Genomic DNA, 19,340 nt, shown 5'->3' on the forward strand with positions numbered 1-19,340 from the left:
TAACCGGAGGGGATGATGCGCACATCATATTTGGCGGTCGCGCTGGCGTTTGCAGGAACGGCGGCGCTCGCGCAGCAAGGAGCGCCAGGACCGGCGCCGGCCGACCAGGCCGCCGCTGCCCGGCAGCGCGATGCGGTGCCGGATAGTTCAGGCACCGGGCCCTTTGCAGCCATGAAGCGGGCCGATCCCGCATTGCCGGACCATGTGATCTACCAGCCCCGCAATCTCGACGCGCTTGGGAAGAAGAAGCTGGGCGTGGTGGTGTGGGGCAACGGCGGCTGTGCGCCGGATGGCGCCAGTGCCCGGCATCACCTGCTGGAACTCGCTTCCTACGGCTATGTGGTGGTGGCACCGGGCCGCATTCTTTCAGGCCCGGGTGCCCCGCCCAGGACCGGGCCGGGTCGCCGGCCTGACGCTGGCGGTAGCTTGCCGCCGGCCGCGACGACGGCCGCGGATGTGACGCGCGGGCTCGACTGGGCACTGGCCGAGAACGCCCGTTCGGGGAGTCCGCTGAAAGGCCGCATCGATCCGGCCAAGGTCGCCGTCGCCGGACACAGCTGCGGCGGATTGCAGGCGCTGCAGGTGGCGCAAGACCCCCGCATTCGCGCAGTCATCGTCCACAACAGCGGCATCTTTGCGGACGGCAGCAACCCGATCCCGGGCATCAACGTGAACAAGGCGCTGCTCGGCCGGCTGCACACGCCGGTCCTCTATGTGCTGGGCGGGGAGAGCGACGTCGCCTGGCCGAACGGCACTGACGATTTCAAGCGGATCGACCATGTGCCCGCGGCTCTGGTCTGGGCCGACGTGGGTCATGGCGGCACGTTCGGGGAGCCGAATGGCGGCCGCGTCGGGCGGATCAGTGCCGATTGGCTGGAGTGGCAGCTTTCCGGCGACGCAAAGGCGGCCAAGACGTTCGTAGGGACCGACTGCGGCCTGTGCGCGGACCCGCAGTGGAAGATCGAGCGCAAGCGGATCGGATGACCGGAAAGGGAGGGGGGCGCCGTCCGGGCGCCCCCTTTTATGCCGCTACTCGCACCGTCCCCCGGTGATGCAGGGCCGAAGCATCGGTTCCGCGCGATGAGGCACGAAGCCCGCCGGCACCGCCGGCCACTTCCCCCGGTCCAGCCGTTGTTCGACCTGCCGGATCGCGGCGAGCAGTTGCGGCGCGGTGAAGCCGCAATGACCGGCCTCCGCCAGCCACAGGCTCTGCGCCCGCGTCCCGGCGGCCTCCGCATAGCCGCGTTGGAGGGCGGGGGCGGTCATCCCGTCGCCGATCTTTTGCATCGCCACCAGCGGCACCTGCGGCCGGGCATTGGGGGTATAGTGCGCGCGCATATAGGCGACGGCATCGGGGTCGGCGGCGACGCGCTCGCCGGCGTTCAGACGTTTCAGGTCCGCCTGCAGATCGATCCCCGCCTCCCGATAGAGGCGCTCGACCAGGGCGGCACGGCCCGAGCGCCGCAGCTGGGCGCGATAGTCGATGCCGGTGTTCCACGAAAAGACGCCGCCCGCGCGCTGTTCCTGATCGGTGCGGGGCAGGAAGGTGCCGCGCACGAACGCCTTTGCCATCTGCGCGGCCTGACCGGCCGCGTCGCCCACGGCCGGCTGGGGCGTGGCAGGGTCGGTCCAGCCCGGCAGCCCCGCAAGCACGCTCGCCAGCGCTACCCGCGCGCGCCCTTCCGGCGTTGCAAGCGCCTGCTGCACCGCTTCCTGCGCGCGTCCGCCATTGACGCGATCATCGGTGATGCGGACCAGTTCCAGCCCGGCGTCGGGCGCCACCAGCGTGCGGAAGGCATAGGCACCGTCGAGCGCCATGTTCATCATGCCGAGCGCGCCGCCGATCGAGGCGCAGGCCGCGACCGCGCCGTCGATCCGGTTCGCATGCTGTTCGGCGAGCTGGGTCGTGACCAGGCCACCCATCGATTCCCCCCACGCGATGATCCGGCGCGGCTTGCCGTGCAGCGCGGTGAAGCGCTCGATCGCCGCGAGCTGCGCGGGCACGGCCTCTGCCAGCGACCAGCCGCCAGCGCCATAATCGCTGGCGATGAGCGCATAGCCGGCGTCGAGCAGGGCTTGGCGGACAGGGGCGGGAGCAGCCTCTACGGAGGGGCGGGGGGAATAGCCCCGGGAATAGAGCAGCAGCGTCCCGTTCCATTGCGCAGGCAGGGAGTCGACAAACTGCGGCGATTGCTGGGCGGCAGGTGTCGGTTCGACCGGACCGGAAGCGGCGGGCGTCGCAAGGCAGGTTGCTGCGACAAGGCTGCAAATCAAACGGCGCATGAACCCTCCTGAAAGCGCTTGCATCCATCTTGGCCAATCGATGGATGCTTGGCAACTCTCCCAACAGGCGTGCCCATGCCGACCTCATACTACCGAATGTCTGTGGTCATTGCGTGCGGGGGAGACGCGGCGGCGATTGATCACAGGAAACGAGCCCCCTATCAGCAAGGTTTGGAGGAACGCCGTTGATTGAAGAAGAGCAGGAAGACCGCGTTTCGCTCGGCGTCCTCGACACCCTGGTCGGATATCATATGCGTCGTCTGTCGACGCTGTTCGCGACGGATTTCGCAAATGCGGTCGGTGATCTCGGGCTTCGCCAGGTGCTGTTCGGCATCCTGTCGATCGTGGGCGGAAACCCCGGCATCAACCAGGGCGAGGTCGGCAAGGCGCTGGGCATTCAGCGCGCCAACATGGTGAGCCTTGTCAATGAATTGGTGGACCGCGAGCTGATCGATCGCCGGGTTGCGGCCGAGGACCGGCGCGCCTTTGAACTACGGCTGACGCCCGCCGGGGAACGCTGCGTCGAAGAGGCGATCGGCCGGATTCGCGAGCATGAGGACATGCTGCTGTCGGACCTTTCGGCTCAGGAGCGGGCGAGCCTGATCCAGCTCCTTTCGCGGATCGGCGCCGGCGGCGGCTGATCGTGCATGATTTGCGGCGCGATAGCGCTTGCACGTCTCGTCCATATCGATATGCTCCATAACAAATAAGAATGAGGAGCGGAGATGGCTGAGGCAGATCCCAAGGCAGCAAGCGGTGCTGCTACGTTCACGCGCATCAACCCGGTGACCGGAGAAGTGGCGACGACCTCTCCGGCGCAGACGCCCGAGCAGGCGAGTGAAGCGTGCGACGCCGCGGAGGCGGCGTTCCCGACCTGGAGCGTGTTGGGTCCCAATGCGCGCCGCGCGGCGCTCAACAAGGCCGCGGTCGCACTCGAATCCCGCGCGGACGCCTTTGTCGATGCGATGATGTCCGAAATCGGCGCGACCGAGGGCTGGGCCCGTTTCAACCTGATGCTGGCGGCCGGGATGATCCGCGAAGCCGCCGCGTTGACGACGCAGATTTCGGGAGAGGTCATCCCCTCCGACAAGCCGGGGTGCATCGCCATGGCGCTGCGAGAGCCGGCCGGCGTGGTGGTGGGGATCGCTCCCTGGAATGCGCCGATCATCCTGGGCGTGCGGGCGATCGCGACGCCGCTCGCCTGCGGCAACACGGTGGTGCTCAAGGCATCCGAGCAATGCCCGCGCACCCACCAGCTGATCGTCGAGAGCTTTGCGGAGGCGATGCCCGAGGGCGTCGTCCAGATCGTCACCAACGCACCGGCCGACGCGGCCGACGTGGTCGGCGCGCTGATCGACCATCCGGCCGTGCGCCGCGTGAACTTCACCGGATCGACCCATGTCGGGCGCATCATCGCCAAGCGTTGCGCCGAGCATCTGAAGCCGGTGCTGCTGGAACTGGGCGGCAAGGCCCCGTTGCTGGTGCTGGAGGACGCCGACCTCGACGAGGCGGTCAAGGCCGCGGCGTTCGGCGCGTTCATGAACCAGGGCCAGATCTGCATGTCCACCGAGCGGATCATCGTGGTGGATGCCGTCGCCGACGCCTTTGCAGAGAAGTTCGCGGCCAAGGTTGGTACGATGCCGGTCGGCGATCCGCGCGCGGGCAAGACGCCGCTGGGCGCGGTGGTGGATACCAGGACGGTCCAATGCGTCCGCGGCCTGATCGAGGATGCCCTGGCGAACGGCGCCCGGCAGCTGGTCGGCGGCGAGGCGGACGGCGTGTTGATGCCCGCCCATGTGATCGACCATGTCACCCCCGACATGCGGCTGTTCCGCGACGAGAGCTTTGGCCCCGTCGTCGGCATCATCCGCGCACGCGACGAGGCGCACGCGATCGAGCTCGCCAACGACACCGAATACGGCCTGTCGGCGGCGGTGTTCACCCGCGACACTGCGCGCGGCCTGCGGGTCGCGCGGGCGATCAAGTCAGGCATCTGCCACGTGAACGGGCCGACCGTGCATGACGAAGCGCAGATGCCGTTCGGAGGGGTCAAAGGATCGGGCTACGGCCGGTTCGGCGGCAAGGCCGGGATCGATGCCTTCACCGAGCTTCGCTGGATCACCATCGAGACGCAGCCGGGCCACTTCCCGATCTGACGCGAACCCAGTTTCAAACCATCATCCCCGCCGCGGATCGCCCGCGGCGGACCGGAGAGCTACGCCATGAGCATCGAACGTACCGAAGAGGAAACCGTCGCCTACACCGTCGAGGACGGCATCGCCTGGGTGAGCTTCAATCGCCCCGAAAAGCGCAATGCCATGAGCCCCAAGCTCAATCGCCAGATGGGCCGTGTTCTCGAGGAATTGGAGTTTCGGGACGACGTCGGCGTGCTGGTGCTGACCGGCGAGGGCGTCGCCTGGTCCGCGGGCATGGACCTGAAGGAATATTTCCGCGACACCGAGGCAGAGGGCCTGAAGGGCACGCGCAAGGCGCAGCGCGAAAGCTATGGCTGGTGGCGGCGGCTACGCTGGTACCAGAAGCCGACGATCGCGATGGTCAACGGCTGGTGTTTCGGCGGCGGCTATGGTCCGTTGTTCGCGTGCGACCTCGCCTTTGCGGCGAACGAGGCGCAGTTCGGCCTGTCGGAGATCAACTGGGGCATCCTGCCGGGCGGCGGCGCCACCAAGGTCGCGGTCGAACTGCTGCCGTTCCGCAAGGCGATGTACCATGCGATGATGGGCGAGAATGTCGACGGCAAGACGGCCGCCGAATGGGGACTGGTCAACGAGGCCGTGCCGCTCGCCGACCTGAAGGCGCGCGTGACCGAAGTGGCCAAGGTGCTGCTGGCGAAGAACCCGGTCGCGCTGAAGGCGACCAAGGATGCCGTGCGGCGCGTCGGGGTGATGACCTATGACGAGGCCGAGGATTATCTGATCCGCGCGCAGGAGGCGGCCAACAGCTATGACAGCGAGGGTCGCAAGGAAGGCATCAAGCAGTTCATCGACGACAAGACGTACAAGCCGGGCCTCGGCGCGTACGACAAGTCCAAGCAGCGCTGAGGGAGAGGGCGCCATGCCGGTCGAGACGCTCGAAGCGCCTGTTCAATCCAGAGCGGAGCGGTCGATCGACCGGCTGCTGCGCCCCCGATCCGTCGCCATTGTCGGTGCCTCCGAAAAGCCCGGGGCGCTCGGCGCCTCGGTGCTCGCCAACCTGGAGCGCAACGGCTTTGCCGGGGAGATCCACCTCATCAATCCCAAGCGCGCAGAGATCGCCGGTCGCGCCTGCCTGCCCGGCATCGAGGCGCTTCCGTGGGGTGTCGATGCGGCGGTGCTCGCCATCCCGCGCGCGGGCGTGGTGGACGCGATCCGTCAGCTTGCGGCGCGCGGCGTCGGATCGGCGGTGATCTTTTCGGCGGGTTTTGCCGAAGGGGGTGAGGCCGGGCTTGCCGAACAGCGCGACATCGCCCGGATTGCTGCCGAAGCCGGCATGTTGATCGAAGGGCCCAACTGCCTGGGGATGGTCAACCACTATGACGGCGTGCCCCTGACCTTTGTCGAAACCGCAGTGACGCCGCCGGTCGGCGGCGCAGCCGGCATCGGCATCGTGTCGCAATCGGGGGCAATGGCAGCGGTGCTCGGCACCACCATCGCCTCGCGCGGGCTGGGGCTCACCTTCTCCGTTTCCACCGGCAACGAGGCGGGAAGCGGCGTCGAGGACTATGTCGAATATCTGGTGGGCGATGCGGGCACCCGCGTCATCACGATGATCGTCGAGCAGTTTCGCCAGCCGCAACGGTTCCTGGCAGCGGCTCGCGCCGCCGCCGCAGCCGGCAAGACGATCGTGCTGCTGCATCCCGGCAAGTCGAGCGCCGCGCGCGAAAGTGCCGCCACGCACACCGGGGCGATGGCCGGGGACTATGCCGTCATGCGGCTGCTGGTCGCGCAAGCGGGCGTCGTGGTTGCCGAGACGCTCGAGGAACTCAGCGACATTGCCGAGATTGTCGCGCGCAGCCCGGCGCTGCCCTCCGGCGGCACGGCGGTGCTGGGCGAGTCCGGCGCCTTCAAGGCGCTGATGCTCGACCTTGCCGAGGAACTGGCGCTGCCGCTCCCGGCGCTGACGGACGCCTGTTCGCCGGCACTGCGGGCGGCGCTGCCCGAGTTCGTCGGGGTCAGCAACCCGCTCGACCTGACGGCGCAGGGGCTGGTCGATCCGGACCTCTACGCGCGGACGCTGACGGCGCTGTTCGGCGACGACCGCATCGGCACCATCATCATCGGGATCATCCAGACCGACCCCGTCACCATCGGCATCAAGGTGCCGCCGATCCTGCGCGCGATGCAGGAACGCGACGGCGACAAGCCGGTGATCTTCGCCGGCCTGGACGAAGGGGCACCGATCCCCGCCGAGCATGTCGAGGCGCTGCGTTCGCTGGGCATTCCCTATTTCCCGGCAAGCGAGCGCGCCCTTCGCGCCGTCACCCGCCTGATCCGGGCGCAGGCAGCGTCACCGCAGGGGGCAACGCCATCCGGCGAGGCGGCGCTGCGCCTTCCGGACGCCGGCGGCGTCATCCCCGAACATGCGGCGAAGGCGCTGCTGGCGCCGTTCGGCTTTGCGTTTCCACCGTCGCATCTCGCCACCAGTCCGGCCGAGGCGCGCGCGCTGGCCGAGCAGCTCAGTTTCCCCGTCGTCCTGAAGGCGCAGTCGAGCGCGCTCAGCCACAAGTCGGACGCAGGCGGCGTGCTGCTCAACCTGCGCGACGCTGACGCGGTCGAAGCGGGATGGCACCGGATGGTGGCGGACGTCGCCGGGCACCTGCCGGGCGTCGCGCTCGACGGCATCCTGGTCGAGAAGATGGGCGCGCGCGGGGTCGAATTGATCGTCGGCGCGCGCAGCGATCCCGACTGGGGGCCGGTGATCCTGGTCGGGTTCGGCGGGGTTCAGGCAGAAATCCTGAAGGACGTTCGCCTGATCGCGCCCGGCATGTCGCGGAGCGCGATCCTGGCCGAGATCGGGCAGCTGAAGGCCGCGGCGCTGCTGCACGGCTGGCGCGGCTCACCCGCACTCGACCTCGACGCGCTCGCCGCCCTGGTCGAGCGGCTGGGGGCGGTCATGCTCGCCAATCCGCGCATCCGGGAAATCGACCTCAACCCGGTGATCCTGTACCCACAGGGACAGGGCGTGGTGGCGCTGGATGCGCTGATGCTGGTCGATCCGAGCTAAAGGACGAGGGCGGGGCCGGCGGCGGGGGAGGAGACGAGATGGAACGAGATCCGCGGGTGATCCTGGATCGGGAGCCGATGCGCCGGCTGCAGGTGCTCGCGGTGGGCCTGTGCGTGCTGCTCAACGCCCTCGACGGCTTCGACGTGCTGGCGATCAGCTTCGCGTCGCCGGGGATTGCCGCCGAATGGGGCATCGACCGGGCGGCGCTGGGCCTTGTCCTGTCGATGGAGCTGATCGGCATGGCGGTGGGCTCGGTCCTGATCGGCAACCTTGCCGACCGGATCGGGCGCCGGCCGACGATCCTGGGCTGCCTGGTGGTGATGGCGGTGGGCATGGCGGCGGCGCCGCTTTCGGGCAGCGTGTTCGCGCTGTCGGTGATCCGGCTGTTCACGGGCCTGGGCATCGGCGGGATGCTCGCGTGCACGAACGCGATGGTCGCCGAGTTCGCAAACCTGCGCAATCGCGCGCTGGCGGTGGCGGTGATGGCGGCGGGCTACCCCGTCGGCGCGATCGTCGGCGGCTCGATTGCGTCCGCGCTGCTCGCCAGCGGAGGGTGGCGCGACGTCTTCACCTTCGGCGCGTGCGTGACGGCCTTGTTCCTGCCGCTGACCTGGTGGCTGCTGCCTGAATCGATCGGCTTCCTGGTCCAGAAACGCCCGCGCAATGCGCTGGCGCGGGTCAACCAGACGCTGAGCAAGATGGGGCATGCGACGGTGGACGCGTTGCCCGCGCCGGTCACCGGCACTGCCGCTTCCCTGCGCGCGCTGTTCTCGCCGGGACTGGTGGGCACGACCGTGCTGCTGACGGTCGCCTATTTCGCGCACATCATGACCTTCTACTTCATCCTGAAATGGGTGCCCAAGATCGTCGTCGACATGGGATACGCGCCCTCGACCGCCGGCGGGGTGCTGGTGTGGGCGAATGTCGGCGGGCTGGCCGGCGCGCTGGCGCTCAGCCTGCTCACGCGACGGGTGCCGCTGCGGTTGCTCATCCTTGCAGCGCTGATCGGATCGGCGGCGATGGTCGCGTGGTTCGGCCAGGGGCAGGACAGCCTGAGCGGACTTGCGCTGGTGGCGGCGTGCGCCGGCTTCTTCACCAACGCCGGCGTGGTCGGCCTCTATGCCCTGATCGCGCAGGCCTTTCCGACGGCCGTGCGAGGCAGCGGCACCGGCTTTGTCATCGGGATCGGGCGCGGCGGTGCGGCGCTCGGCCCGATCGTCGCCGGCGCGCTGTTCGCGGCCGGCGCGAGCCTGCCGATGGTCGCGATCTGCATGGCGCTGGGCTCGGGGATCGCGGCAGTCGCCCTCTTGGCACTGACCCGCCGCCGGGAGGTGGGCGGCGCGACCGCCTGACGCTTGCCCAGCGCCGGGGGAGGCGTCATGCCGGGTGCATGACGCAGCTCGACCTCGACCGGTACGTCCCGTTTTTCCTCTCCTCGATCGGCAACAAGCTCTCGCGCGGTGCCTCCCGCGTGTATCTCGCGCGCTTTGGCGTGGGGGTGAACGAGTGGCGGCTGCTCGCCAACCTGAAGGTGCAGGGCAGGGCGACCGCGGGCGCGATCTGCCAGGCGAGCGGGATCGACAAGGCGGCCGCGAGCCGGGCGGTAGGGCGGCTGGACGCGCTCGGCTGCATCGACACCATCGAGACACGCGACGGGCGCGCCCGCCTGCTGGCGCTGACCCCGGCGGGCGAGGCGCTGCACGATCGCATCATCGATGCCGCACTGGAACGCGAACGCGTGCTGCTGACCGGCTTCGACGAGGCCGAGCGCGCGCAGCTCATCGAGTTGCTGCGGCGGCTCTACACCAATGTCGGGGTGCTCGATGAGGATAGTTGACATGTCAACTAAACTGGCGTGATCTGTCCGCAGGCTCCCGGTCGAGGAGCCGTGTCGAACGGAGAGTCGCATGTTCCTGAAGAACCGCTGGTATGTCGCCGCCTGGGACCATGAGGTCGATCGCCAACCCATGGGTCGCACCATCTGTGGCGAACCCATCGTCCTGTATCGCAAGTTCGATCGGTCGATCGCGGCGCTGCAGGATGCCTGCCCGCACCGGCTGCTGCCGCTGTCGATGGGGATCAAGGAAGGCGACAACCTGCGCTGTCGCTACCACGGCATGTTGTTCTCACCCGACGGCGCGGTGCTCGAAATGCCGATCAAGACGGAGCGGCCGAACCAGGGTGCCTGCGCGCGCAGCTATCCCGTGGTCGAGCGGCACCGGCTGATCTGGGTGTGGATCGGCGAGGCCGCCCAGGCGGATCCGGCGCTGATCCCCGATTTCTGGCCCTGCTCGCATCCCGACTGGACCTTTGATGGCGGCTACTACCCCATCAAGTGCGACTATCGGCTGGTGATCGACAATCTCATGGACCTGACGCACGAGACCTACACCCACCAGGGGTCGATCGGACAACCCGAGCTGATGGAAGCGCCCATCCATACGGAGGTGCGCGGCGAGGAAGTGTTCGTCACGCGCTGGATGCCGGGGGTCAACGCGCCGCCGTTCTGGCGGGACGCGCTGAAGAGGGAAGGGCCGGTCGATCGCTGGCAGATCTGCCAGTATATTGCGCCGTCCTCGATCCTGATCGACGTGGGCGTGGCACCCGTCGGCGCCGGGGCCACGATTGAGAACCACGACCAGGGCGTGCGGGGCATGGTGATTGATGCGCTCACCCCGGAGACGGAGACCTCGACCCATTATTTCTGGGGGATGGCGCGCAACTTCGACATTCGCGACCAGGGCTTTACCGAGCGGTTCAAGGCGCAGCAGGGGCGGGTGTTCGCAGAGGACGTCGAGGTCTTGGAAGCGCAGCAGCGGTCGATCGAGGCCAATCCGACGATGAAGCTGCGCGCCTTCTCGATCGATTCAGGCGGGGTGCGATCGCGCCTGCTGCTCGAACGGCTGATCAAGGCACAGGCGGCTCCCAGTCTGGAAGCCGCGGAGTGACGCACTTCGGGGTGGTCGTCGTCGGTGCCGGCCATGGTGGTGCGCAGGCGTGCATCGCGCTGCGCCAGGCGGGATATGACGGCAGCATTGCCCTGATCGGCGACGAGCCGGACCTGCCCTATGAGCGGCCACCCCTGTCGAAGGAGTATCTGCAGCGGGACAAGCCGTTCGAGCGCCTGCTGATCCGGCCGGCTTCCTTCTGGTTGAACCGGTCGATCACGCTGATGCCGGGCGTACGCGTGGTGGCGGTCGATGCGACCGCGCAGCGCGTGCGGACGGCCGAGGGAAGCGAGATCGGCTATGACTGGCTCATCTGGGCTGCAGGCGGCGCGCCGCGGCGGCTTGGCTGTACGGGCACGGAGCTGGCGGGGGTACACTCGATCCGGACCCGCGCCGACGTCGACCGGCTGGAAGCGGAGCTTGCCACCACCGAGCAGGTTGCCGTGGTCGGCGGCGGCTACATCGGGCTGGAAGCGGCGGCGGTCCTGACCAAGCTGGGCAAGCGGGTGACGGTGCTGGAGGCGCAGGAGCGGGTGCTTTCCCGGGTCGCCGGCGAGGCCCTGTCGCGCTTCTTCGAGGCCGAACATCGCGCGCAGGGCGTCGACGTGCGGCTGGCGGCGACTGTCACCTGCATCGAGGGGGCGGCGGGCCGCGTGACTGGCGTCCGCCTGGGCGACCATACGCTGCTGCCTGCGCAAATGGTGATCGTCGGCGTCGGGATCGAGCCGGCGGTCGCGCCGCTGGTCGAAGCCGGGGCGGCCGCCGGCAACGGTGTGCGCGTCGACGGACGATGCCGCACCAGCCTGCCGCGCGTGTTCGCGATCGGCGACTGCGCGCTCCATGCCAACCCCTATGCGGACGGTGTCGAGATCCGGCTGGAATCGGTGCAGAACGCCAACGACCAGGCGATCGTGGCGGCCAAGACCATCGCGGGCGTCGCCACGACCTATGATGCGGTGCCGTGGTTCTGGTCCGCCCAATACGAGCTGAAGTTGCAGACGATGGGCCTGTCGACCGGCCACGACCAGGCGGTGGTTCGCGGGGATCCGGACAGCCGCAGCTTTTCCGTGATCTATTTGCGGGGCGGGCGGGTGATCGCGCTCGACTGCGTCAACGCGATGAAGGACTTCGTGCAGGGACGCGCGCTGGTGGTGGCGGGGGCGCGGGTGGAGCCGGCGCTGCTCGCCGACGCCGAGCGTCCGCTGAAGATGCTGGTCCCGGCCTGAACCGCCGCGTGGCGGAGGTTACGCTTCCTCTGGCAGCCGCTCGGTATCGACCTGGGCCTGGGCGGCGGGAGGATAGCGATTGCCCTGGACCGCACCCGGGGCGAACAGCGCGTCGACAGCCGCGAGGGTCTCGGGCGCGGCCGGACGCGATGCGGCGGCGAGGTTCTCGTCCAGGTGCGCGATGCTGCGCGTGCCGGGTATCGCGATCACGTGCGGACCCCGCGCCAGCACCCAGGCGAGCGAGAGCTGCGCCGGGGTGAAGCCGGCATCGGCCGCGATCGCGGCGAAACGATCCGCAAGCGCGAGGTTGGCTTCGAATGCCGGGTTCTGGAAGCGCGGCATGGAGGCGCGAATGTCGCCGGCAACGAAGTCGGGCGATCGCACCGCGCCGGCAAGCATGCCGCGCGCAACGGGGGAGAAGGCGACGAACGCGGTGCCAAGCTCGCGGCAGGCGTCGAGCACCGCGATCTCGGCATTGCGTACCCAGGGCGAGAGTTCGGTCTGCATGGCGGCGATCGGGTGCACCGCCTGCGCACGTCGCAACGTGGCTGGGGACATTTCCGATAGCCCCAGCGCACCGATCTTTCCCGCTTCGCGCGCACGGGCGAGCGCGCCGACCGAGTCCTCGATCGGCACGTCTGGGTCCAGGCGGTGGAGATAGTAGAGGTCGATGTGGTCGGTGTTCAGCCGCACCAGCGCATCGTCCAGCGTGCGGGCGATGGATTCCGGCCGGCCGTCCAGCACCCGCTCGCCGTCGCGCAGATCGAGCACGCATTTGCTGGCAAGGCGGTACTCGCTCCGGCGATGGCCGACTGCCTTGGCGACCAGGCGCTCGTTAGCCCCGCCGCCATAGAGCGCTGCGGTGTCGAGCATGGTGACGCCGGCGTCCAGCGCGTGGTTGAGCAGCCGGATCGCATCCGCTTCGGGCGGCGCCACGTCATAGGCGTGGCTGAGGTTCATGCAGCCAAGGCTGATCGCCGAGACCGTGAACGGGCCGAGAGGGCGGTGGGGAAGTTCGGTCATGCGGCGTTCCAGGGTCACAGGGGCAGGCCGACATAATTCTCCGCGATTGCGGTCTGCGCGGCCCGGGAGCCTGCAATATAGTCCAGTTCCGCCATTTGCATGCGCCGGTCGAACCCCGACTGATCCGGGAAGCGGTGCATCAGCGACGTCAGCTGCCACGAAAACCGCTCGGCCTTCCAGATGCGGGCGAGGGCGCGCTGCGAATAACCCTCGATCAGCGCCCCCTCGTTGTGCCGGAAGAAGGCGGAGAGGGCCTGCGAGAGATAGGCGACATCCGAGGCGGCGAGGTTGAGACCCTTTGCCCCGGTGGGCGGCACGATGTGGGCGCTGTCGCCGGCAAGGAACAGGGACCCGTGGCGCATCGGTTCGAAGACATAGGATCGCAGCGGCGCGATCGACTTTTCGAGCGCAGGGCCGCGGGTGATCCGGCTCCCGGCCTCCGGCCCCAGGCGGACGGCGAGCTCGTCCCAGAGCCGGTCGTCGGGCCAATCCTCCACGCGATCGTCGAGCGGCACCTGGATATAGTAGCGACTGCGGGTCGGCGAGCGCATCGAGGCAAGCGCGAAGCCGCGATCGTGATTGGCGTAGATGAGCTCATGGTCGCACGGCGGCACGTCCGCCAGGATGCCGAGCCAACCGAAGGGATAGACCTTCTCGTACGCCTTCGCGACGCTGGCCGGGATCGCCTTGCGCGAGGGGCCGTGGAAGCCGTCGCACCCGACGACGAAGCGCGCGTCGAGCCGACAGGGCGCGCCATCCTGTTCGAAGGTGAGATAGGGCGCATCGATGTCGATGTCGTGCAGCGCGACGTCGCCCGCCTCGTACACAATCTCAAGCCCGCGTTCCGGCGCGGCCGCCATCAGGTCGCGCGTCACCTCGGTCTGGCCATAGACGGTGACGGCACCGCCGGTGAGCCCCGCGATGTCGATGCGGATCAGCCGCTCCCCGTCGGCGAGGGCGAAGCCTTCGTGGCACAGGCCCTCCGCATCCAGGCGGGCGTCGATCCCCAGGCGGCGGAGCAGATCGGTGGTCGTGCGCTCGAGCACGCCCGCGCGGATGCGGCCGAGCACATAGTCGGCGGATGCCCGCTCCACGATCGTGACCGCGACGCCCTCTGCGCGCAGCAGGTGGCCCAGCAGCAACCCCGCTGGGCCGGCCCCGACGATCGCGACCTGGGTCTTCATCGCGCCGCTTCCAGCTGGCGCTCCAGATCGCCGAGCACGCGATAACAGTCGAGCACCTGGCCCACCGAGCTGTTGGGTTCGCGCCCTTCACGGATGGCGGCGATGAACTCGCGGTCCTGCAGCTCGATCCCGTTGTTCGACACCGCCACCCCGGACAGGTCCACCGGCTCCTCACGGCCGGTCACCAGGTCGTCGTACCGTGCGATCCAGGTGCCGTTGTCGCAGATGTAGCGAAAGAAGGTGCCGAGCGGCCCATCGTTGTTGAAGCTGAGCGACAGGGTGCAGATCGCGCCCGTCTCGCTCTTGAGCTGGATCGACATGTCCATCGCGATGCCGAGTTCAGGGTGCTTTGGCCCCTCGATGGCGTTCGCCTGGACGATGCGCCCAGCCTGATAGGCGAACAGGTCGACCGTGTGCGCGGCGTGGTGCCACAGCAGGTGATCCGTCCAGGAACGCGGTTCGCCCTTGGCGTTCATGTTCTTGCGACGGAAGAAATAGGTCTGCACGTCCATCTGCTGCACGGCGAGTTCGCCGGCAGCGATCTTGCCGTGGAGATACTGGTGGCTTGGATTGAAGCGCCGGGTGTGGCCGACCATGCAGGTGAGGCCGGTTTCCCTGGTCTTGGCATCCACCGCGAGGGAATCCGCCCAGCTATCCGCCAGCGGGATTTCCACCTGCACATGCTTTCCCGCGTTCATGCAGGCGATCGCCTGTTGCGCGTGCATCTGGGTAGGCGTGCACAGGATGACGGCGTCGACATCGTCCCGGGCCAGGGTCTCGTCCAGATCCGTCGTGGCGTGGGGCGCCCCATATTTGTCGGCGACAGCCTGCGCCTGTTCGAGCCTGCGGCTGACGATGGAGGCGATTTCCACGCCTTCGATGTTCTTGAGGCCGTCGAGATGCTTTTCGCCGAACGCACCCGCGCCGGCCACTGCGATCCGCATCGCTTACTCCTGATTGGGGCGAAGAACGATGTGCCCGACCGCCGTGTTGCTGGCGGGCACGTGATAGAAACGGTGCAACTGCTCGGCGGAACGGCCCAGCGCGCCCCGCATGATGAGCCACATGACCAGCTCGATGCCCTCGGACCCGGCCTCGCGCAGATATTCGATGTGCGGCATATGGCGCAGTTCGTCGGTCGTGCCGGACAGGCGATCGAGGAAGCGGTTGTCCCATTCCTTGTTGATGAGGCCGGCACGCGGCCCCTGGAGCTGGTGGCTCATGCCGCCCGTGCCCCAGATCTGCACGTTCAGGTCCTCGTCAAAGCTCTCGACCGCGCGGGCGATCGCCTCGCCGAACGCCCAGCAGCGGTTGCCGGTCGGCGGCGGGTAGGTGACCACGTTCACCGCGATCGGCACGACCTTGACCGGCCAGCGCTCCACCTGCCCGAACATCAGCGAGAGCGGCACCGTCAGCCCGTGATCGACGTCCATCTCGTTGATGATGGTGATGTCGAACTCGTCGAGCACGCAGGATTGCGCGATGTGCCAGGCGAGGTCGGCGTGTCCCTCCACCACCGGGACCGGGCGCGGTCCCCAGCCTTCGTCGGCGGGGTTGAACCGGTCGGCACATCCGATCGCAAAGGTCGGGATGACCCGCATGTCGAATGCCGAGGCATGATCGTTGTAGACCAGGATGACGACGTCGGGCTTCTCGGCCTGCTCGAACTGCCGCGTCCAGTCGTAGCCGGCGAATACCGGCGCCCAATAGGGTTCCTGCGCCTTGCCGTTGTCGAGCGCCGCGCCGACCGCGGGAATGTGGCTGGTGGCGATGCCGGCGGTGATGCGCGCCATGCTCAGAGGTCCTTTGCGGGAGTGCCGGACAGGTCCGGGCGGTCGGGCTGGTCGGCCGCCTGGTCCTTCAGGGAGCGGACCCCCTCGGGCGAGCGGCCCCCGGCGATCATCATGGCCTGATAGTCTTCGGGGCTCATGCCTGTCATCGTGCCGACCGCCTGGAGGAAGCTGAGCCCGTCGGTCGAGAAGACCTTTGCGAGGAAATAGATGTTGCCGCCAAGGTCGAGACAGCGGTTGTAGTCGCGGTCGAGGATCGCCTGCTTCTGCTCCTCGGTCATCGGCCATTCGTCGAGATACGCGCGTTCGTCGCGCTTCCACCGTTCGCGGTTCTCCGCCTTCATCAGGCTCATCGCGAACTGGTTCATGTGATAGCCCTGGCGGGCGCGTCTGGCCGTGTAGACGCGGGTGCCCGGGATGTCGTCGAACTCGGCGAGATAGTCGTGGATGCTCGTCATGCGGACGCTTCCTTGCAACGACGGGGCAGGCCAGCATGGAGCGCACGCGCTCTCCCGCAGCGGACGCCGGTGTTCTCGCAGGTGCCTGCTTTCCTCTCCATGGCGCAAGGCTGCCGCGGATCGATCCGCAAGCGCCAATCAATAGACTGTCGCGGCTATTGCCTTTCCTGAAGTGCGCTGCCGGCGCTGCATGCCCGAAGCGTCGCGAGGAAGCTCTCCTGCGCTTCCGTCGGGCGCCATCCCGCCCGGGTGGTGAGCCCGATCGTACGATGTGCCGGAGCAGGCGCCGGGGCGATCTCGCACAGCAAGCCGCTGCGCAGTTCCAGCCAAAGCTGGTCGGGGGAGAGCAATGTGAGGTGATTCCCCTCCAGCATCAGCCCGCGCAGCATCATCACCGACCCGCACTCGATCCGCACCGCCGGCAGCGGCACGCCGGCGTTGGTGAAGATCTCTTCCCAGCGGCTGCGCAGCGGCGTGCCTTCGCGGGGGGCGAGCCACGGTTGTTGCGCCAGTTCAGCCACGTCGGGCCGGGTTCCCGCGAGCGGATGACCGGCGCGGCCGAAGATCGCCAGGCGATCGTCGAACAGCGCCTCCTGCACGACATCGGGGCCGGGGGACGGCTCGCGGATCGCGCCTACCAGCACGTCGAACTCGCCGTCGCGCAGGGGCTCGATCAACTCGGCGTGCGACCCTTCCGCGACGTCGAAGCGCATGTCGGGTGCTTGTGCGTGGTGGCGCGCGATCGCCGTGGGCAGCAGCCAGGCGCGGGCCAGCGGCATGGCGCCGATCGCGATGCGCCCGCGCCGCTCGCCGCCAAGGGCTGCGATCTCGTCGAGCGCCGACCCGAGCTCGCCCAGCGCCAGCCGTCCGGCACGGGCCAGCCGCGCGCCCGCGCTGGTGAGGACGATCCCGCGGCCGCGCCGCTCGACGAGGGAGAGGCCGCACAACCGCTCGGTGTCGCGGATGGCGCCGTGGATGGCGGGCTGGCTGACGCCACAGGCGCGCGCGGCGCCGGCAAAGCTGCCTTCGCGCGCCGTTGCCACCAGCGCGCGGATCTGCGTCATCGTCAGCAGCAGGTCCGCGCGCTGGAAGCCGCGCGCGCCTTGCCGGCGGCGCAGCACGCGCATGCCTTCCTGAAGGAACGCCGCTGCGGCCTCGACACGGGCGCCGATGATCCGGCCGGCTTCGGTCACGACCATGCCGTCGTGGCGGCGTTCGAACAGGCTGGTGCCCAAAGCGGCTTCCAGCTTCGCGAGGCCCTGAGTCAGCGCGGGCTGGGAAAGCGCAACTTCGGCAGCCGCGGCGCTGACGCTGCCATGCCGTATCACCGCGAGCGTCGCGCGCAGATGGCGGAGGTTCAGCTGGTCGGCGGTCATGCCCGATCTATAACATCAGCTTATCGCGGGGCGACAACTCCGAATTGGCGCAGCGGCCCGCATCCGGCCCATGCTCGGGCAAAGGCGGCGATGGAGAACGGCATGGCAGGCATAGTGGTGCGCGAATTCGCCCGGGCGGAAGCGTCGGTGATCGACGGCCTGGCGTATGCCGGCGTCGCGACCGTGCACGAGGCGCAGGGACGCACGGGACTGCTCGCACCCTATATGCGGCCGATCTATCCGGGCGCCCGCATCGCCGGCAGCGCGGTCACCATTTCGGCGCCGCCGGGGGACAATTGGATGGTGCACGTGGCCATCGAGCAGATCCGCGAGGGCGACATTCTCGTCCTTGCACCGACCAGCCCGTCGACCGACGGTTATTTCGGCGACCTGCTCGCAACCTCGGCAATCGCGCGGGGCTGCCGCGGCCTCGTGATCGACGCGGGCGTGCGCGATGTGCGGGACCTTACCCAGATGAATTTCCCGGTGTGGTCCAAGGCTGTTCACGCCCAGGGCACGGTGAAGGCGACGCTGGGATCGGTGAACGTGCCGGTCGTGGCGGCCAATGCGCTGGTGCAGCCGGGCGACGTCATCGTCGCGGATGACGACGGCGTCTGCGTCGTACCCAGGGCAGAGGCTGCCGCAGTGCTGGAGAAGGCGCGGGTCCGCGAGGCGGCCGAAGAGGCCAAGCGCGCCCGGCTGGCAGCAGGGGAACTGGGCCTCGACATCTACGACATGCGCGGGAAGCTGGAGGCGATGGGGCTGCGCTATGTCTGACGCCGTTCGATGCATGTGGATGCGGGGCGGCACCTCGAAAGGGGGCTTTTTCCTGCGGGAGGAACTGCCCTCGTCCGCTGCCGAGCGCGATGCGTTTCTGCTGCGGATCATGGGATCGCCGGACCCGCGCCAGATCGACGGCATGGGCGGGGCGGACCCGCTGACCAGCAAGGTCGCGGTGGTCTCCAGATCGGCGCGCGCGGACGTCGACGTCGACTATCTGTTCCTGCAGGTGTTCGTGGATCAGGCGATCGTCACGGACGCGCAGAACTGCGGCAACATGCTGGCCGGGGTCGGACCGTTCGCCATCGAGCGTGGGCTGGTGGCGGCGCAGGACGGCGAGACGCGCCTGACGATCTTCATGGAAAACACCGGGCAGGTTGCCGTCGCGACGGTCGCGACACCGGGCGGGAAGGTTACCTACGCCGGGCCGGCGCGGATCGACGGGGTTCCCGGGACCGCGGCGGCGGTTCCGCTGGAGTTCCGCGACACGGCGGGCTCGTCCTGCGGAGCGCTGCTCCCGTCCGGCAACGCGGTCGACGTGGTCGACGGGGTGCCGGTGACCTTGATCGACAACGGCATGCCCTGCGTCGTAATGAAGGCCGAGGATGTCGGCATCACCGGCTATGAGGATCGCGAGACGCTCGACGCGGATCAGGAGCTCAAGGCGCGCATCGAGGCGATCCGCCTGCAGGTGGGCGAGCGGATGAACCTGGGCGATGTGCGGGAAAAGTCCGTGCCCAAGATGATGCTGGTCGCGCCCCCGCGAAACGGCGGCACGGTCACGGTTCGCAGCTTCATCCCGCATCGGGCGCATGCGACCATCGGCGTGCTCGGGGCCGTCAGCGTCGCGACCGCTTGCCTGATCCCGGGTTCGCCCGCCGCCGAGGTCGCGGAGGTCCCGGCAGGCGCGCGCAAGACGCTGTCGGTCGAACATCCCACCGGCGAGATGAGCGTGGTGATCGAGACCGATGCAGAGGGCGAGGTCGTTTCCGCCGCGCTGCTGCGCACCGCGCGCAAGCTGATGGACGGCACGGTCTTCGCCTGATCGCCCC

At 68.6% G+C, this 19,340-nt stretch carries 18 protein-coding genes; 11 read left to right on the forward strand and 7 right to left on the reverse strand.

Annotated features, from left to right (window positions below):
- Positions 1-15: 15 nt before the first annotated feature.
- A complete protein-coding gene (locus QP045_RS12825; protein ID WP_422515381.1) occupies positions 16-984 on the forward strand; it encodes a hypothetical protein in 969 nt (322 codons plus the stop codon).
- A 45-nt stretch (positions 985-1,029) separates the two neighbouring features.
- Here QP045_RS12825 and QP045_RS12830 read toward each other — a convergent pair whose 3' ends face one another.
- Positions 1,030-2,283, reverse strand: a complete 1,254-nt coding sequence (locus QP045_RS12830) for an alpha/beta hydrolase family protein (RefSeq protein ID WP_422515382.1) — start codon at positions 2,281-2,283, stop codon at positions 1,030-1,032.
- Positions 2,284-2,468: 185 nt separating this feature from the next.
- On the opposite strand from QP045_RS12830, the gene QP045_RS12835 reads away from it, so the two are divergent.
- From QP045_RS12835 to QP045_RS12870, 8 genes are all read left to right on the forward strand, one after another.
- Complete coding sequence (locus tag QP045_RS12835; protein WP_422515383.1) at positions 2,469-2,924, forward strand: MarR family winged helix-turn-helix transcriptional regulator; 456 nt, start codon at positions 2,469-2,471, stop codon at positions 2,922-2,924.
- 84 nt (positions 2,925-3,008) lie between these two features.
- Complete coding sequence (locus QP045_RS12840) at positions 3,009-4,439, forward strand: aldehyde dehydrogenase (RefSeq protein WP_422515384.1); 1,431 nt, start codon at positions 3,009-3,011, stop codon at positions 4,437-4,439.
- Positions 4,440-4,505: 66 nt separating this feature from the next.
- Positions 4,506-5,342: a p-hydroxycinnamoyl CoA hydratase/lyase gene (locus QP045_RS12845; protein WP_422515385.1), complete on the forward strand. Its 837-nt coding sequence runs from the start codon at positions 4,506-4,508 to the stop codon at positions 5,340-5,342.
- A gap of 13 nt (positions 5,343-5,355) precedes the next feature.
- Positions 5,356-7,503: an acetate--CoA ligase family protein gene (locus QP045_RS12850; RefSeq protein ID WP_422515386.1), complete on the forward strand. Its 2,148-nt coding sequence runs from the start codon at positions 5,356-5,358 to the stop codon at positions 7,501-7,503.
- A gap of 38 nt (positions 7,504-7,541) precedes the next feature.
- On the forward strand, positions 7,542-8,855 hold the full coding sequence (locus QP045_RS12855; RefSeq protein ID WP_422515387.1) for an MFS transporter: 1,314 nt from the start codon (positions 7,542-7,544) through the stop codon (positions 8,853-8,855).
- 38 nt (positions 8,856-8,893) lie between these two features.
- Positions 8,894-9,340 (forward strand): MarR family winged helix-turn-helix transcriptional regulator, encoded by a 447-nt coding sequence (locus tag QP045_RS12860; RefSeq protein ID WP_422515388.1) that lies wholly within the window; start codon positions 8,894-8,896, stop codon positions 9,338-9,340.
- A gap of 70 nt (positions 9,341-9,410) precedes the next feature.
- The gene (locus QP045_RS12865) at positions 9,411-10,451 is read left to right on the forward strand and encodes a Rieske 2Fe-2S domain-containing protein (protein WP_422515389.1); all 1,041 of its coding nucleotides are present in this window, start codon (positions 9,411-9,413) and stop codon (positions 10,449-10,451) included.
- The gene (locus QP045_RS12870; protein ID WP_422515390.1) at positions 10,448-11,677 is read left to right on the forward strand and encodes an NAD(P)/FAD-dependent oxidoreductase; all 1,230 of its coding nucleotides are present in this window, start codon (positions 10,448-10,450) and stop codon (positions 11,675-11,677) included. Before QP045_RS12865 ends, QP045_RS12870 begins: the two co-directional genes overlap by 4 nt.
- Before the next feature lie 18 nt (positions 11,678-11,695).
- Here the strand turns inward: QP045_RS12870 and QP045_RS12875 are convergent, their stop codons facing one another.
- The 6 genes from QP045_RS12875 to QP045_RS12900 all read right to left on the reverse strand — a co-directional run bounded on the left by QP045_RS12875 (position 11,696) and on the right by QP045_RS12900 (position 17,508).
- Entirely contained in the window at positions 11,696-12,700 is a 1,005-nt protein-coding gene (locus tag QP045_RS12875) for an aldo/keto reductase (protein WP_422515391.1), read from the reverse strand.
- 14 nt (positions 12,701-12,714) lie between these two features.
- Positions 12,715-13,884: a 4-hydroxybenzoate 3-monooxygenase gene (gene pobA / locus QP045_RS12880; RefSeq protein WP_422515392.1), complete on the reverse strand. Its 1,170-nt coding sequence runs from the start codon at positions 13,882-13,884 to the stop codon at positions 12,715-12,717.
- Positions 13,881-14,828, reverse strand: coding sequence for a Gfo/Idh/MocA family oxidoreductase (locus QP045_RS12885; RefSeq protein ID WP_422515393.1), 948 nt, complete (start codon positions 14,826-14,828; stop codon positions 13,881-13,883). Before QP045_RS12885 ends, pobA begins: the two co-directional genes overlap by 4 nt.
- 3 nt (positions 14,829-14,831) lie before the next feature.
- On the reverse strand, positions 14,832-15,677 hold the full coding sequence (locus QP045_RS12890) for a class III extradiol dioxygenase subunit beta (RefSeq protein ID WP_422515394.1): 846 nt from the start codon (positions 15,675-15,677) through the stop codon (positions 14,832-14,834).
- Positions 15,678-15,679: 2 nt separating this feature from the next.
- Entirely contained in the window at positions 15,680-16,132 is a 453-nt protein-coding gene (gene ligA / locus QP045_RS12895; protein ID WP_422515395.1) for a protocatechuate 4,5-dioxygenase subunit alpha, read from the reverse strand.
- A gap of 155 nt (positions 16,133-16,287) precedes the next feature.
- Entirely contained in the window at positions 16,288-17,508 is a 1,221-nt protein-coding gene (locus QP045_RS12900) for a LysR substrate-binding domain-containing protein (RefSeq protein WP_422515396.1), read from the reverse strand.
- Positions 17,509-17,610: 102 nt separating this feature from the next.
- Here QP045_RS12900 and ligK point away from each other — a divergent pair, with 102 nt between their 5' ends.
- Both ligK and QP045_RS12910 read left to right on the forward strand, forming a co-directional pair.
- Positions 17,611-18,285 carry a 4-carboxy-4-hydroxy-2-oxoadipate aldolase/oxaloacetate decarboxylase gene (ligK, locus tag QP045_RS12905; protein ID WP_422515397.1) on the forward strand — a complete coding sequence of 225 codons (675 nt, stop codon included), beginning with the start codon at positions 17,611-17,613 and terminating at the stop codon, positions 18,283-18,285.
- Complete coding sequence (locus tag QP045_RS12910; protein WP_422515398.1) at positions 18,278-19,333, forward strand: 4-oxalomesaconate tautomerase; 1,056 nt, start codon at positions 18,278-18,280, stop codon at positions 19,331-19,333. The genes ligK and QP045_RS12910 overlap by 8 nt, the downstream gene beginning before the upstream one ends.
- The last annotated feature ends 7 nt before the right edge of the window (positions 19,334-19,340 follow it).

This window comes from Sphingomonas sp. 3-13AW (assembly GCF_049311085.1).
In the GTDB taxonomy this organism is placed as follows: Bacteria; Pseudomonadota; Alphaproteobacteria; order Sphingomonadales; family Sphingomonadaceae; genus Sphingomonas.